This window comes from Alphaproteobacteria bacterium (assembly GCA_018063245.1).
Classification (GTDB): domain Bacteria; phylum Pseudomonadota; class Alphaproteobacteria; order JAGPBS01; family JAGPBS01; genus JAGPBS01.
The window spans coordinates 1-14890 of record JAGPBS010000055.1 but is presented as its reverse complement, the minus strand read 5'-3'; the positions used below and the strand labels follow the sequence as shown (position 1 = coordinate 14890).

General features: G+C 41.3%; 12 protein-coding genes. 4 read left to right on the top strand and 8 right to left on the bottom strand.

Annotated features, from left to right (window positions below):
* Positions 1-134: 134 nt before the first annotated feature.
* The 6 genes from KBF71_07715 to erpA all read right to left on the bottom strand — a co-directional run bounded on the left by KBF71_07715 (position 135) and on the right by erpA (position 6916).
* Entirely contained in the window at positions 135-1526 is a 1392-nt protein-coding gene (locus KBF71_07715) for a leucine-rich repeat domain-containing protein (protein MBP9878199.1), read from the bottom strand.
* A gap of 108 nt (positions 1527-1634) precedes the next feature.
* A complete protein-coding gene (locus KBF71_07710; GenBank protein MBP9878198.1) occupies positions 1635-2762 on the bottom strand; it encodes an acyl-CoA dehydrogenase in 1128 nt (375 codons plus the stop codon).
* Between the two features lie 23 nt (positions 2763-2785).
* Complete coding sequence (locus KBF71_07705; protein ID MBP9878197.1) at positions 2786-3979, bottom strand: acetyl-CoA C-acyltransferase; 1194 nt, start codon at positions 3977-3979, stop codon at positions 2786-2788.
* A 12-nt stretch (positions 3980-3991) separates the two neighbouring features.
* Positions 3992-4450: a hypothetical protein gene (locus tag KBF71_07700; protein MBP9878196.1), complete on the bottom strand. Its 459-nt coding sequence runs from the start codon at positions 4448-4450 to the stop codon at positions 3992-3994.
* Positions 4451-4460: 10 nt separating this feature from the next.
* Entirely contained in the window at positions 4461-6497 is a 2037-nt protein-coding gene (locus KBF71_07695; protein MBP9878195.1) for a hypothetical protein, read from the bottom strand.
* Between the two features lie 65 nt (positions 6498-6562).
* A complete protein-coding gene (gene erpA / locus KBF71_07690; protein ID MBP9878194.1) occupies positions 6563-6916 on the bottom strand; it encodes an iron-sulfur cluster insertion protein ErpA in 354 nt (117 codons plus the stop codon).
* Between the two features lie 131 nt (positions 6917-7047).
* Between erpA and KBF71_07685 the strand changes: the two genes are divergently transcribed.
* The 4 genes from KBF71_07685 (at position 7048) to KBF71_07670 (ending at position 12004) form a co-directional block, all read left to right on the top strand.
* A complete protein-coding gene (locus KBF71_07685; GenBank protein ID MBP9878193.1) occupies positions 7048-8229 on the top strand; it encodes a deoxyguanosinetriphosphate triphosphohydrolase in 1182 nt (393 codons plus the stop codon).
* A gap of 58 nt (positions 8230-8287) precedes the next feature.
* Positions 8288-10042: an arginine--tRNA ligase gene (locus tag KBF71_07680; protein MBP9878192.1), complete on the top strand. Its 1755-nt coding sequence runs from the start codon at positions 8288-8290 to the stop codon at positions 10040-10042.
* 3 nt (positions 10043-10045) lie between these two features.
* Positions 10046-11194, top strand: coding sequence for an SPOR domain-containing protein (locus tag KBF71_07675; GenBank protein ID MBP9878191.1), 1149 nt, complete (start codon positions 10046-10048; stop codon positions 11192-11194).
* Between the two features lie 399 nt (positions 11195-11593).
* On the top strand, positions 11594-12004 hold the full coding sequence (locus KBF71_07670; protein MBP9878190.1) for a DUF2251 domain-containing protein: 411 nt from the start codon (positions 11594-11596) through the stop codon (positions 12002-12004).
* A gap of 6 nt (positions 12005-12010) precedes the next feature.
* Here the strand turns inward: KBF71_07670 and KBF71_07665 are convergent, their stop codons facing one another.
* Positions 12011-13444, bottom strand: coding sequence for a leucine-rich repeat domain-containing protein (locus KBF71_07665; protein ID MBP9878189.1), 1434 nt, complete (start codon positions 13442-13444; stop codon positions 12011-12013).
* A 118-nt stretch (positions 13445-13562) separates the two neighbouring features.
* Entirely contained in the window at positions 13563-14699 is a 1137-nt protein-coding gene (rodA, locus tag KBF71_07660) for a rod shape-determining protein RodA (GenBank protein ID MBP9878188.1), read from the bottom strand.
* Positions 14700-14890 lie beyond the last annotated feature (191 nt).

Below are 14890 nucleotides of genomic sequence, written 5' to 3'. Positions count from 1 at the left end.
CCACAACCCTTGGCAGCCTGAGTGTAGGAGGCTCCGCTGCCGGGTTGTGGACTTTTGGATAACTTATCCTCTAAAGCGGACATTTCTATCTTGCTCTAAAGCGGACATTTCTATTTTGCCTTGACAGAGTTAATTTAAGCGGTTTGAATATTGAGAGTATCTGGTTTTAGAAATTTTTTTAAGTTCGGCAATGTTAAAATTTCGTCTGGAATGCTTTGTATCATTGTACCTCTGATATCGAGCTTCTTTAAATTTGTGAGAAGGCCGATTTCAACAGGCAGGCTTGTCAGACCAGTATGACACAGATAAAGCTTTTTTAAATTGATGAGCAGACCAATGTCAGGTAAAATTGAGGTTAGGTGTTTATTGCAACGCAAGTCTAATATTTCTAAATTTGTGAGTTTTGAAATAACAAGCATGTTGCCAGGGCCCAAGAGGTTTTTTGCAAGGTATAGTTCTTTTAAAGCTGGGAATTTTTCAGGAAAATTTGGAGACAAGAAGGCAATTGTATTAAATTTGAAGCTGACCGATTCAACAGCTTTAAAGCAAGGGATTTGTTCTGGAATGATAAGCACATGAGATCTGATGCTCCAGCAGTGTGTTTTAACAGCCTCTTTATTTTCTTGAATAAAATCGTGGTAGATATAAAAACCTTCCTGGCTTGGTTTTTCATATCTGCGTTGATATTCAAAATATGACCAGTGATTAGGGCGTGGGCGCATACAAAATCGCCTGCTTTCCTCTAAAGCTTCTCTGAGAGGATGGGGCGTTAGATCATCATCTGCGGGTAGGGCTGCAACCATATCAATTTGGAGCTGAATGCAGGTTCTGAAAACGCCTGAAAGACTACTTTTCTCGGTTATGTGAGGGCTTTTATTCATCGCCTCAAAAGCGATCATAAATTGTTTGCACCGAAGAGATAGGCTTTCAATATTGATAACTGTCTGAGGATTCAAAGGCAGATTGAAAAAAATTCTTAATAGGTCAAAAAAACCAGGCTTGATGGTTGTGCCTTTTGCATAATCAGATTCAATTTGAAGCGTCACATCTTTGATGACGAGAAGATGATATTGGAACAGGGCCATAACTTTATGGTCGCTATAAAGCTTACCTGCAATAAAATTATTAATGATAAGCGTGCGTGAGATTTCTCTTACTAAATCATCAGGAGCAGGGTTTTGAGCATTAAATGACGGCCCGCAATAGCCGTTTTCATACCATTCAAGATCAATTGAATCATCATGAATTGGATTTAAGCCCATGAAAGTCAGGAGTTTTGCTGTGAGATTAGAATGTGAGAGGATTTGATTCAAAAATTCTTTGAAGTGCTTAGCAACACAGCCCATCGACAGGATGTCTTTGTAATCCAAATAATGTTCACAGAGTTCATTCAGAAGGTGAGAGGTGAAGTATCTTGCAACATGGGGAGATTGGGTCTGAGCCGCTATGCTGTTATGCACTGGATGATTTTGGTCTATCGGTTGCTCTGAATCTGAGGAGTAAAGATCAATATATAAATCTGACATGATGAACTCTTAAGAATGGTTAGTGAAAATAGAGATCGCTTTACAATAAAGAATTAATTTATCATAAACTAGGTTATATCATCATAGAAATCAAGAGTTTTTTTATCTTTACAGACTTCTGGCAATTACCATGCGCTGAATGTCGCTTGTCCCTTCATAGATTTGAGTAATGCGTGCATCGCGATAAAGCTGCTCAACCGGATATTCTTTAAGATAACCATAGCCGCCATGGATCTGTATTGCTTGAGAAGTCACGCGTTCTGCCATTTCAGAGGCGAAGAGTTTTGCCATCGATGCTTCTCTGAGACATGGTTGCTTTGCGCCCTTTTTATGCGCAGCTAATAAAACAAGCTGACGGGCAGCTTCAATATCTGTTGCCATATCAGCAAGACGAAACTGAACGGCTTGATGATCAAATATTTTTTTGCCAAAACTTTCCCGCTCATTTGAATAGCGCAGAGCATGTTCATAGGCATTGCGAGCAATACCAACAGCTTGAGCGGCAATTCCAATACGTCCACCCTCTAAGTTTGATAGAGCAATTTTATATCCTTCGCCTAATTGCCCAAGAACATTTTCCCTGGGAACGCGGCAGTTATCAAGAACAATTTGTGCTGTATCAGAGGCTCTAATACCCATTTTTTCTTCAAGACGGCCAACAATATAGCCAGGTGTTTTGGTGGGAATCAAAAAGGCGGTCATTCCCTTTTTGCCTGCAGCTGGATCTGTCATCGCAAAGACAATGGCAAGATCCCCATTTTTTCCAGAGGTAATGAATTGTTTTGTGCCATTTAGAACATAATGGTCGCCATCAAGAATCGCCTTTGTTTTAAGGGCAGAAGCATCGGATCCGGCCTGAGGCTCTGTCAGGCAGAAACAACCTATCATCTCACCGCGAGCAAGGGGGCGCAGATATGTTTGCTTTTGTGCTTCTGTCCCGTAATTTAAAATCGGCATGCAGCCAACAGAGTTGTGAACAGACATGATAGACGAGGTCGATGCATCGCAAGCTGCAATTTCTTCAATCGCTAAGACGTAAGAGATCGGATCACAATTGACGCCATCATATTTTTCAGGAACCAGCATGCCCATAAGGCCCAATTGCCCCATCTGTGTTAAGATATCTCGCGGAATTTCTCCCGTCTCATCCCAATGAGCAGAGTGGGGTGCGAGTTGTTCACGCGCAAAGTTGCGAGACATCTGTTTGATGAGCTCGTGTTCTTCAAGAATATGCATTTAATCAGAACTCCACAGTCAAGTTAACGTATGCGTTCAATCGCAACAGCTGTTGCTTCGCCACCACCAATACACAAAGAAGCAACGCCACGTGTTAAATCACGTGCTTCAAGAGCGTTTAACAGAGTCACGAGAATACGTGCGCCAGAAGCTCCGATTGGATGGCCCAAAGCACAAGCGCCACCGTGGATGTTGACGATGTCTTCTCCAAGGCTTAAATCACGCATAGCTGCCATGGCAACAACGGCAAAAGCTTCATTGATTTCATAGAGATCAATATCCTTTTTTGTCAGATTCGCTTTTTCGAGCACTTTTTGAATAGACCCAATAGGAGCTGTTGTAAACCATTCTGGCTCTTGTGAGTGCGTTGCATGTGCCAAAATACGAGCAAGCGGTTTTAAGTGACGACGCTCAGCCTCTGATTGACGCATGAGAACAAGAGCGGCAGCGCCATCTGAAATTGAGCTGGAGTTAGCCGCTGTGACGGTTCCATCTTTATCAAAAGCAGGCTTTAGCTGTGGAATCTTTTCTAAATTGGCTTTGCGTGGTTGCTCATCAGCAGTGATGACTTCATCGCCCTTTTTTTGCTTCAGGGTAATCGCTGTGATTTCTTTTGCAAAGGTTCCATCTTGTTCTGCTTTTTGAGCTTTTTTGAGTGATGCAATCGCAAAGTCATCTTGTGCTTGACGCGTAAATTGATAATGAGTTGCACATTTTTCTGCAAAAACACCCATAAGGCCTCCGTGGCCAAAGGGATCTTCTAAGCCATCGTAAAACATATGGTCAATGATTTTTTGATGTCCCATACGAAGACCAGATCTTGCATTCTCAAGAAGATAAGGCGCATTTGACATGCTTTCAAGGCCGCCTGCAATCACAACATTGTTTGTGCCTGCTAAGAGTGAATCATGAGCCATCATGACAGCTTTCATCCCAGATCCACACATTTTATTGATTGTAACGGCGCCTGCTTGTTTTGGAACGCCCCCATCAAAGGCTGCCTGGCGGGCAGGAGCTTGACCAAGACCTGCTGGTAAAACACAGCCCATCATCACTTCATTGATTTGATCACCGGATAGACCCGCATGCTGAAGAGCTGCTTTGATTGCAAAACCACCAAGTGCTGTTGCTTTTAGGGATGAGAGTTCGCCTAAGAAGCTGCCGATCGGTGTTCTTTTACAGCCAACAATAACGATTGGATCTTGTGTGTGATTCATTGTGCTTGTCCTTTATGCATTGTTATTTTCTATTGTTTCATTCAGTTTCCATCTTGCGACGAGTTTATCACGACTCTTTTCTAAAAGGGAGGTCTGAATTTCAGTTTTTTTCACCATAAGAATGGCAACGATTTGAGGGATGATAAAGTAGAAAGCCCAACCGAAGGCAGCTCCACCATACATAATAACCCAATGGAAAGGGGTGCTTAAGAGTGAAAAGGCATATTGTATTGTATTATTTTCTTGATGTAAGTCAAGAATGATTGAGCAAACAGCTATCAGATTCATTGGCATGACACTATAAACTGCGGTTTTATTTGGATCTTTATCAATAAGCATTGTCATGAAACTTGGGAGCATGCCGCAAAAGAAAATAATCGCTGAGGCTGGCTGGAAAAGACTCGCCACAACAATGAGGATGAAATAAAATGTTTTCCTAAAGAAAGATATTTTTTTTCTAGGTTGATTCATGTTTTATCCTTTACGAGGTAACCAATTTAATGACCATGGCAGCTCCAAAAATACTGGCGCAGCCAATTGAAACCATGACTGCGACATGTTTTCCGATTGTCTTTGAGATGATACTCGGGTTTGTAATAATGGCTTTCAGGCTTTCAATTGATTGGGTGATTTCTTCATATTCTTCCTGGGCTAATTCATATGATTCTGTATCTTGTGTTAAGAGATCTTCATCCATCACCAATTTTGCCATCTCAGTCAGATTACCGTGAGACGCGTATTCTTCCATCGTTTTAAACACGGTCTCTTGCGTGTCTGTATCATGTAGTTTTTGAATGAAGGGCTGTAATCTGTGTAGGAGTAGTTTTGCTAAGTTTGGCAGAGAATCAAGCTGTGCAACTCGACTACTTTCGGCAAGGATATAGGTAAGAGCTGCTGCTTTTGCTTCTGGAGAAAAATCCCCAGAGAGTTGACTCAGATAATAAGCATCTACTCGATTTTGTTTGTCGGCTAGAAAGGCTAATATGTGCTGATCGGTAGGGTCGGTGTCATAGTCTTTTGATTTTGCATTTTCTTCAAGAGCCAAGAGAAGCTCAGCTAAAGTGATGACCTTATAGTGAGAAACTTTAGGACTGAGACAATAGAGGTCTGGATTGAGTTCATAAAGGAGTCTTTCAAGTCCAAGGCCAGGCCCTTTTTTCTCAATAAAAGATGAAGCTGTATCAAGCATTTGTGCAGTCAGTTTCATTTGAAAGTCAAGATTTCCTTGGTTTATAAGCCATTTTTGGGGTATTCTGTTTGCAAGCAATTCAAGAAAAAGAGCGGGGTTTTTATTGAAAAGAAAGGATTCCATCAAGGCTGTGCCGAGTCCCATTGGTAATATTCTGAGCTCTTTATAAAGAATAGGTAGAGATTGATCAAGGGTCATGCAAATTTCAGCCAGAGTCAGATTGTCAATTTTAACGACATTAGTCCCATCTCCTTTTATCAGCTCATCGATGTTTTGATAAATATTTTGATCAGAGAAACTTCTTTTTAGCCAGTTCAGAAAAAGGCCATTTTCAATTACTTTCAGGGCAGCGTTTGGTTGCAGTCCAAATGCAAGAGCAATTGATTTGACATCAAGAAATTGTTCGCCTTCGAATTCATAGAAGCGACCGGCTTTTACCGCTTTTTGTGCTTGTCGTGGATTTTGTTTGTGATCAGAGAACCAGTTATCAATTTCTTCCAGGCTCCAGCGATTCTCAGCGTCATCGTTCAGTGTGCCTCTGAAAAGTTCATTCAAACTTGCCGGTATCTCAATTGCTTTTGTTAAAGCAGAATAAGTCCCTCTCTCAAGTTTTATTCTCAGCATGTCTTTTGTATCCATGTCTGCGAGAGGGATTTGGCCTGTAATTAATGAAAAAATCGTGATGCCAAGGGCGTAAACGTCGTTGATGCTTCCCCCTGGTCCTTTGCCTGTATATTGAGAGACAGCTCGATTAATTGGTTCAAAAATAAGATTTTGAGAGAAGGCGGCAGGTGCCATAAAATTCTCTCCCAACATCAGAGGACCTTGTGTTTCATTTTTGAAATAAAGGTTGTATGGGCTGATATTGCCATGGCTCATTTGCTTTGACTCAAGCTGGCGTAGAAATGTAAGAACAGGTCTGACGAAATATCTTTCGAGATCGTGTATAGTATAAGGGGTTAGTGTATTTTCACCAGGCTTTAAGAGTCTTGCTCCCTGAGGTTTTGTGACGAGAACCGCAAATTGAATTGTGTTATCAGCAAGCCATTGAACTTTCTTGAAATCAATGACGCGGATCATGTCTGTGTAATCCAACCCCATTAAATTACCAATATATTCTTTTTGGATTGGGTAGGGGGAATCCGTGACATAGGCCATCATTGTGTCACAAGGTTTTCCATCTTTAAGCACTGCATAGGCGGTTGCAAAATTTGTTTTATACTCTGTGAGTGGGTTTTTTGTTATGATTTGAAAATGCTCGCCAAAGCTCACTGTGTCAAATGAGGAGGGGAGTGTCTCAAAATAAGGTGTGATGAAGTGATTTGTCATGGGAGCTCTATTGAGTGAGATTAAATAAATCTACCACGAATTCATGAAAAAAAATAAAAGAAAAATTATAAAGAAAAAGAATTCCCGCATCCGCAAGAGCTTTTTGCATTCGGATTAATGATTCTGAAGGAGCTTCCCATTAAGTCTTCGACATAATCAAGGAGGCTGCCTTTTAGGATGCTGAGTGATGTTTCATCTGTCACAAATTTTGTTCCAAAATCAGTAAAGGTGAGATCATCATCCCTTGTTTGAGTGTCTAGATCAAAATGATATTGAAAGCCAGAGCAGCCACCACCTGAAACAGAAATGCGGAAAAAGACAGAGGCGCGTTCATCTTGCTGACAAATGACTGCAATATGCTCAGCCGCCGCTTTGGTCAGAGAAAGTCTTGAATCTGAGGATGAATAATCTTGTGTCATGAGGTGCCTTAAAAAGAAGGTTTATTTTTCATCATAATAGGTTACAATGAAGAAAATCAAGACTTTATCCTCAAAATGTATCTCTTTTTAACATTTTATGGACTAAAAATAAAAGCAAAGGACATTTAGTTATGCATCAGGCAGCGTATGCTTCAGATCCAACCAAAAGCCGAGGGCGACTTTTTAAGCGTGCAGAAGAGACAAAAGTAAGCCGATCTGACTTCCAAAGAGATCGTGATCGTATTATTCATTCCGGTGCTTTTAGGAAACTGCAATATAAAACACAAGTGTTTCTCTATTACGAAGGTGATTACTTCCGGTCAAGGCTAACGCACAGCCTTGAGGTGGCTCAGATCGCCCGAACGATTGCTCGCATTTTTTATGTCAATGAAGATTTAGCTGAATGTATTGCTCTTGCGCATGATCTTGGTCACACCTGTTTTGGGCATGCAGGAGAAGATGCGCTTGATGAAGTGATGAAACCCTATGGTGGTTTTGATCATAATGATCAGACCTTTCGTATTGTCACACAGCTCGAGAAAAAATATGCTGATTTTAATGGCTTGAATCTGACATTTGAAGCTCTTGAGGGTATCGTGAAACATAATGGTCCGTTGCTGCCCTTAAAAGAAGGGGAAGTGTTGCCTCGCACGATTGCTGATTTTCAGTCGCTCATGGATCTTGAGCTGAGTGGGTATGCTTCTCTCGAAGCACAAATTGCAGCTATCTCAGACGACATTGCTTACAATTGTCATGATATCGATGATGGGATTCGCTCTGGTATTTTGACATTAGATGCTTTGATGGCTTTGCCTCTTGTAGGTCCTATCTTAAAAGAAGTTTTGGCGCTTCATCCTCAAATAGAGCAACCAAGGTTGATCCATGAAACCATTCGTCGCATGATGGAATGTCTTGTGAAAGATATACAAGAAGAAGGGACAAGGCGGCTTGCAATCGTCAAGCCTCAGTCTGTTGAAGATGTGAGAGCAGCAGGACAAGTTATTATTACGTTGTCTGATCAAATGGGGCAAGATCTGCGTCAGGTCAAATCTTTTCTTTATAAAAATCTCTATACGAATCAGCACATGAATGAGATTCGAGGCAAGGTTCATAGTCAAGTCCAGGCTCTGTTTGAGGTTTTTCAAGAAAGGCCATCTCTGATGCCAAAAGATTGGTATGATTTAAGGCAGGGTCAAAATACAGAATTCGGAAAGGCTGGAATTGTTGCAGACTATATCGCTGGCATGACAGATCGTTTTGCAATACAGCAGTATGAGAAAATTTTGTCTAAGAAAGAATTTGAAATTGCTTGAGGACAAGGCTATTGTATGTCTAGTCATTAAACATGACCTGAACAAATAGGATTTATAAATGTCGCATCTTTTTGAAAAGATTGAACAAAAAATACAAGATCTGTTGGTGGATCTGATCAGAGACCAGAAATTACCTGAGGGGCTCGATTTTTCAAAACTCGTTGTTGAATTGCCACGCGATAAAAGCCATGGAGATATGGCGAGCAATGCTGCGATGGTTCTTGCAAAAGAAGCAAAAATGCCTCCGCGTGCATTGGCTGAGCTTGTTGTTGAAAAGATGCGAGCATGGGATTTTGTTGAATCGATTGAGATCGCTGGTCCAGGGTTTATTAATATGCGCTTTTCAGATGCGTTTTGGTTGGTTGAATTCAATGATATTCTAAAAGCCGGCAGTCGTTATGGGGCCCATTCTGCGCGCCTGAATGAAACGATTAATATTGAATTTATTTCAGCTAACCCAACGGGTCCATTGCATGCAGCTCATGCAAGAGGCGCTGTTATTGGAGATGTATTGGCATCACTCCTCGAGTTCTCTGGTTATAAGGTGATTCGCGAATATTTAATCAACGATACGGGTGGGCAAATTGATACGCTTGCACGATCACTCCATCTGAGATATAGAGAAGCGCTGGGTGAAAAAGAGATCGTCATTCCGCAAGGTCTTTATCCAGGTGCCTATGTCTGTGATGTGGCGAGTCAATTGGTGAAAGCGCATGGCGATTTTTATCTCAATAAGCCTGAATCAGAATGGCTAGAGCCGTTAGGGAAATTTGCGGTTGAGTCGATTATGATTGATGTCAAAAAGGATATTGAGCACTTGGGCATTCAAATGGATGTTTTTACCTCAGAGAGAACATTGCTTGAAAGTGGAGCTGTTCAAAAAGCCTTTGATGTGCTTGAATCACATGGTTTGACGTATGTTGGAACGCTTGAGCCACCAAAAGGTGAGGTGATTGAAGATTGGGAACCAAGACCACAGGTTCTGTTCAAAGCAACACAATTTGGTGATGATATCGACAGAGCTTTTAAAAAATCAGATGGAACTTGGACTTATTTTGCAAAGGACATTGCCTATCACTTTGATAAATATAGCAGAGGCGCAAAGCATTTAATCAATGTGTTTGGCGCTGATCATGCGGGTTACATCAAGCGTATTAAAGCGGCAACAAAGGCTGTCTCGATGGGAGAGGCTGATCTTGATGTGAAAATCTGTCAGTTGGTTCATTTATATGAAAATGGACAAGCGGTGAAAATGTCAAAAAGGGCAGGGACCTTTGTGACAGTTGAAGATGTAATCGATAAAGTCGGTAAAGATGTGCTGCGCTTTATTATGCTGTCAAGAAGGAATGACCAGACGCTTGATTTTGACTTTGCTGAAGTGACAAAACAATCAAAAGAAAACCCTGTTTTCTATGTACAATATGCCTATGCAAGATGCCAATCTGTGTTTCGTCATGCAATTGAGCTATTTGGGGCAGATGTGCTTGATCTTAATCAGCTAATCTCTCTTTCAAAGGGCTCAATGAATGAACCTGAAATGCTAGATTTGGTGAAATTACTTGCCTATTGGCCAAAAATGGTTGAAGGTGCTTCAAAAGCGCATGAGCCTCACCGTATCGTGTTTTACTTGATGGATTTAGCCTCGGCATTTCATCAATTGTGGCATCAAGGCAGAGAAAATGCGTGCTTGCGTTTTCTGTTGCCTGAAGACCGCACTGCGACTCAAATTCGCTTGGCCCTATTAACAGCTATTGCATTTGTGCTCGAATCAGGCTTTTCTATAATAGGTGTTGAACCTCGTAAGGAGATGTAAAAAATGACAACGGATCAAAGGCGTGAAATTAAAGTGGACGGTGATTTAAATCCTCATTTTAATCAGCAAGAAGTTCGCTTTAATAACACGCAACGTCTGAAAACACGACCAAAACAAAAGGGCGTTAACGTAAAATTTATCGCCATCGGGATGATGGTTGTTGGTTTGGTTGGCTTTGGTGTATTGACAGCTGTTCAATATTTCGCGCCAGATGCAGGACAAGTTGCTGAAGTGCCTGTACTTAAGGCTGATGAAAAACCGGACCGTATTGTTCCTGATGAAAAAGGCGGTGTTGAGATTCCTCATCGTGATAAGGCAATTTTCACAAGATTAAAGCCTGGAGCAGGGGTTAATGTTGAAGAAGTTATCATTCAAGAGCCTGAAAAGCCGATCGTTCAAAAAAGAGATGCGATCCCATCAGAGACAACAGAAGCTGAAAAATTATCAGGCCCTGCAGATAATCAAGCGCGCGATATGCTACAGGTTGAACATAAGGATAAGCCGGGCATGTCAAGTTCGAGCGCTATTGTTGCTGAGAAAGTTACATCAACGCCATTTGATCTGAACAAGGCCATTATGAATTCTGAAGAAACACAACAAAAAATTCTAGATGAAGATGATGATGAAGTTCATGAGCCTGTCTTAAAATCAGTTGACAGCACACCTTATATCAATTCGGCTGATGAGCCACCGAAACAGGTTGCATCAAGTGAACCAATGGTGGTGTCTGATCCTATTTCTGATGATGTGCTTTCAAAAACAACAGGTCGTCAAAGACGCGCGCCAGATATTGAAGTGATTGAGAAAAAAGGATCACTAAAAGATGAGCCTGTCGCAAATGACAAAGTGGCAATGGCCGCTCCTAAAATAGAAAAATCAGCGCCAGCACCGCAAGCAAAATCAGCAGACGCGCAGTTTAGAGTTCAGCTTGGTTCAATGAAAACGCGTGAAGCCAGTAAAGAAGAATGGGCAAGATTGCAAAAGATGAACCCAGAGCTTCGGTCTTTAGAGTTGTTCGTCGATGAAGTCAATATTCCTGAAAAAGGGACATTCTATCGTATTCAAGGCGGCAGAATTACACGAGAGGAAGCAGCTTCTTTGTGCAGCACTTTGAAGAAAAAGAATACGGCTTGTTTTGTTGTCAAAGGCTGATACCGAACGTCATTTTTAAATGATCCAAACGGATTTTGCAAGATTCGGCTTTGCGCACCTATTAATATAGGCTTACGCAGCCTCACTTTTAAATCCATTTGTCTGATTTAATCTGACGTTTGGTATAAGTGCGGTTTAGAGGTCAGTCATGCTGCTGAGTTTTTTTGCCGTCATTGCGAGGAGCAACTTGTTGCGACGTGGCAATCTTGTGTCTTATGCCTACGGAGATTGCCACGTCGGTCCTCGACGGAGTCGAGCACCTTCCTCGCAATGACGAGTGAAGGTGCTTAGCATAAAGTATATTCAGTATCGTCTCTTTGTGGTGTGAGCATAACTCTTTGATTTTTGTTAACAAATCAATTTTATACTGAAAAACATTGAATGAAATAGGACTGTCAGATGAAAGATTATTCTAATCAACACATATATGAGGGCCGGTTTTTACCGGGCGAGCCTTTTGTGCTGGATTCAAAATCTCCTCATCATATTTTTATGGCGACGTTTGAAGATGATGGTGTTGATGCCTATTTCTATGCCGTTGATCCCAGATCTGTGAATCAGCCAATTAAAGATGCGCGGTTGATCTATGAGTGCAAAAATCTTGCGCCAGAATTACGTGGCCAAATGCTTAAAGTCCAGATTCTATGGTCTGAGGATGGCAAAAAAGCCCTGCTTCTGCTCGATCAATATCCGCACGCTGCCATTGATTTTAATGCTGAAAAAGCCTATTGCCGCATGGGCGTACCTTTGGTTTCCATGTGGAACCAAGACAACTTCTTCTGGGAAGATAGATTGCTGCGTTTGTTTTAAACGCCTCTACATCTTAATCCAGAGATCAGGCCTTTCTAAACCAGCTGGTAGTTTGATGAGTTTTGAATTGCTTCCTATGCTAAGCAGTAGTAATTGTGAGAGTTCTTTGATCTCAGGCGGCAGTGCCGTGAGCGCGTTACAAGAAAGATCGAGCATTGTGAGTTGCACAAGCTGCCCTATTTCAGATGGGATTGAGGATATTCGGTTGATAGACAAATCAAGCTTAGTTAACTGAGTGAGCTGTCCTATTGTGGCTGGCACGGAGCTGAGTTGATTGTTTCCGACAAGCAATTCTTGTAGCTGTAAGAGTTGTCCAAATTCAGTCGGTAGTGAGGAGAGTTGGTTTCTTGTCAGGCTTAGTAATTGTAATCTTGAGAGTTGTCCAATTTCAGAGGGTAATGAAGTGAGCTGATTATGAAAAAGATACAGTTTTTGTAATTGAGGCAGATGCCCAAGTTCAACAGGGATTGAAGAAAGCTGGTTGCCTCTTAGATTCAGTTCTTGTAATTTTGACAGATGTCCAATTTCAGGAAGTAGCGATGTGAGTTGACATTCTGAAATGTCCAGGTTTTGTAATTCAGAGAGCTGTCCAATCTCAGGAGGTAGTGAGGTCAATGTGTTCTGAGCAAGAGACAGTACCTCTAATTGATGAAGCTGTCCTATCTCAGGAGGTAGTGAGGTCAATGTATTATTCCTAAGAGACAAAATCCTTAATTGATGAAGTTGTCCAATTTGAGGAGGTAATGATATCAATTGATTTTTGCTAATACAGAGTTTTTGTAAGTGGATGAGTTGTCCAATTTCAAGAGGAAGGACTATAAGGAAGTCACTGATGATGCATTCAGATTGGTGAGCCTTAATTGCTTTTATCTGTTTTTGGTGATCACGATACCGACAATATGAAGATTTAAGCTCTTGTTTTGTTTCTAATGTTCTATTGTTGAATACCAGGAGATGGCGGTAAAAATCATGTTTGTTATCAAAGCACTCAAAGGAGAAATTTGTTTTCACCTGATCAATTGATTCTCTATAGACACTTGTAAGCGTAGATAGATGCAATTTAGCTTGATATTTGACGTTATAATCTGAAAGATCCCCGAATATTTCGAGATTTTTTTTCTGTATAAGGGAGAGGGCTGCATAGTCTTTCCCATAGACGAGTTTACTTTTTATATCTAAACTTGAAGGGCCTAAAGATGTGAGGCTTGTAAAGGCATCGATATAGCGGTTAAAAGCATCAATATTAACGTGACGTAGCGTTAATAGTATTGGCTCCTGTAAAAACCATTTTCCTTGTGCAATAAGAGACTTAATTCTGACGTGCATGACTTCAAGTTCTGTGTCACTTTTAACCTTGCGGTCCTTGAATTTAGCGTCGTGAGGAGGGATCACGGCAGAAGAAAAAGAAGATAGCGAATGAATCTCTCTAATGTGTGACATAAGAATTTCCTGATAAAAATGAATAAAGGCATAATAAATTAAAAATTATCACAAATCAAGATTTAATGGTGTGGGGATGTATTATTCGCCTCTTTTGAGTCAGAGTCATATTAACCTTTTAAACGCCCCGTGAAATATAGCTATTTCTGTGTAAAGAAATGCTGAGCAGCAGGCCAATGCATATCATAATGGTGAGCTGCGCTGTTCCGCCATATGATACAAGCGGCATCGGGATTCCAACAGCAGGAATCAATCCCATCACCATGGATGTATTCACAATGATATAGAGAAATATGGTAGTGCCAATGCCCAAGGATGCCAGGCGCCCAAATTGATGTCTGCAGTTAAAAGCTAAAACATATGAATAAGTGATCAGAGCCACAAAAAGCAGCAGTAGAAACGTGGCGCCAATCATGCCGAATTCCTCAGCCCAAATCACAAAAATAAAATCGGTGTGTTTTTCTGGCAGGAATTTCAGCTGTCCTTGCGTTCCATTCATGAAACCCTTGCCGAAAATCCCGCCGGATCCTAGAGCAATCTTTGATTGAATGATGTTGTAGCCAGCGCCTAAAGGATCGTTTTCAGGGTCAAGAAAGGTTAGAACGCGCTGCTTTTGGTAATTGTGCATTTTAGACCAAATGATTGGAATCGCAGCACCAATTGGTACAGCGCAAACGATGAGCTTCCAAAGCGGGAAGCCCGCAAGAATAAAGATGGCAAGCGATGTTAAAATCAAGAGCATGGCCGTTCCAAGATTGGGCTGTAAAAGAACCAAGCAAACAGGCAAAATAATGAGCAGAATCGGCGGAATCAATAGAAAAAGACGACGATCCCGATCAAGGTTCAGTGAATTGAAATAGCGTGCGAGTACTAAGACAAGAGCGGGTTTCATCAATTCAGAGGGCTGAATGACAAAGAATCCAATCTTAATCCAGCGTTGTGCTCCCATGCCGATATGCCCTTTGATTTCAACAATAAGCAATAGGCCCAAAACAAGGGCATAAAAGACATAGGCATATTTGAACCAGGTTTTGATATCGGTGAGCGCCACGATAAACATGATGCACAGAGTGAAGAGATAGCGGAGGAATTGCGGGTGAGACCATTCGTACCAATCCCCCCCTGAGGCAGAGTAAAGGCTCAAAAAGCCAATCGATGAAATGAGCGATGCCAAAAAGACAATCTCCCAATTCAAATATTTCAGCTTTGCAAGGGGGGAAATATCCCCTATTTTCCCGGAATATAGAACATACATAAGCTGATTCTAATTCATTTCGGGAAAATATTTAACTGTTATTTTAACCTGAGGCTAACTAGAAGAGTCGTCATATATGGACGCCGATGATAATACAAGAAAAAAATCGAAAGCGATGTGTATAAGGAGAATTGAAGCTGTCATATATTCGGCATCTATGCGCCATAATGGTTTCTGCATTCTGCTTTTGA

Excerpts from the sequence above, each read along its gene's own strand:
- KBF71_07700 (MBP9878196.1), bottom strand. The coding sequence starts at position 4,450 with ATGAATCAACCTAGAAAAAAAATATCTTTCTTTAGGAAAACATTTTAT.
- erpA (MBP9878194.1), bottom strand. The coding sequence starts at position 6,916 with ATGACACAAGATTATTCATCCTCAGATTCAAGACTTTCTCTGACCAAA.
- KBF71_07665 (MBP9878189.1), bottom strand. The coding sequence starts at position 13,444 with ATGTCACACATTAGAGAGATTCATTCGCTATCTTCTTTTTCTTCTGCC.
- rodA (MBP9878188.1), bottom strand. The coding sequence starts at position 14,699 with ATGTATGTTCTATATTCCGGGAAAATAGGGGATATTTCCCCCCTTGCA.
- KBF71_07675 (MBP9878191.1), top strand. The coding sequence starts at position 10,046 with ATGACAACGGATCAAAGGCGTGAAATTAAAGTGGACGGTGATTTAAAT.
- KBF71_07685 (MBP9878193.1), top strand. The coding sequence starts at position 7,048 with ATGCATCAGGCAGCGTATGCTTCAGATCCAACCAAAAGCCGAGGGCGA.
- KBF71_07705 (MBP9878197.1), bottom strand. The coding sequence starts at position 3,979 with ATGAATCACACACAAGATCCAATCGTTATTGTTGGCTGTAAAAGAACA.
- KBF71_07710 (MBP9878198.1), bottom strand. The coding sequence starts at position 2,762 with ATGCATATTCTTGAAGAACACGAGCTCATCAAACAGATGTCTCGCAAC.
- KBF71_07680 (MBP9878192.1), top strand. The coding sequence starts at position 8,288 with ATGTCGCATCTTTTTGAAAAGATTGAACAAAAAATACAAGATCTGTTG.
- KBF71_07670 (MBP9878190.1), top strand. The coding sequence starts at position 11,594 with ATGAAAGATTATTCTAATCAACACATATATGAGGGCCGGTTTTTACCG.
- KBF71_07695 (MBP9878195.1), bottom strand. The coding sequence starts at position 6,497 with ATGACAAATCACTTCATCACACCTTATTTTGAGACACTCCCCTCCTCA.
- KBF71_07715 (MBP9878199.1), bottom strand. The coding sequence starts at position 1,526 with ATGTCAGATTTATATATTGATCTTTACTCCTCAGATTCAGAGCAACCG.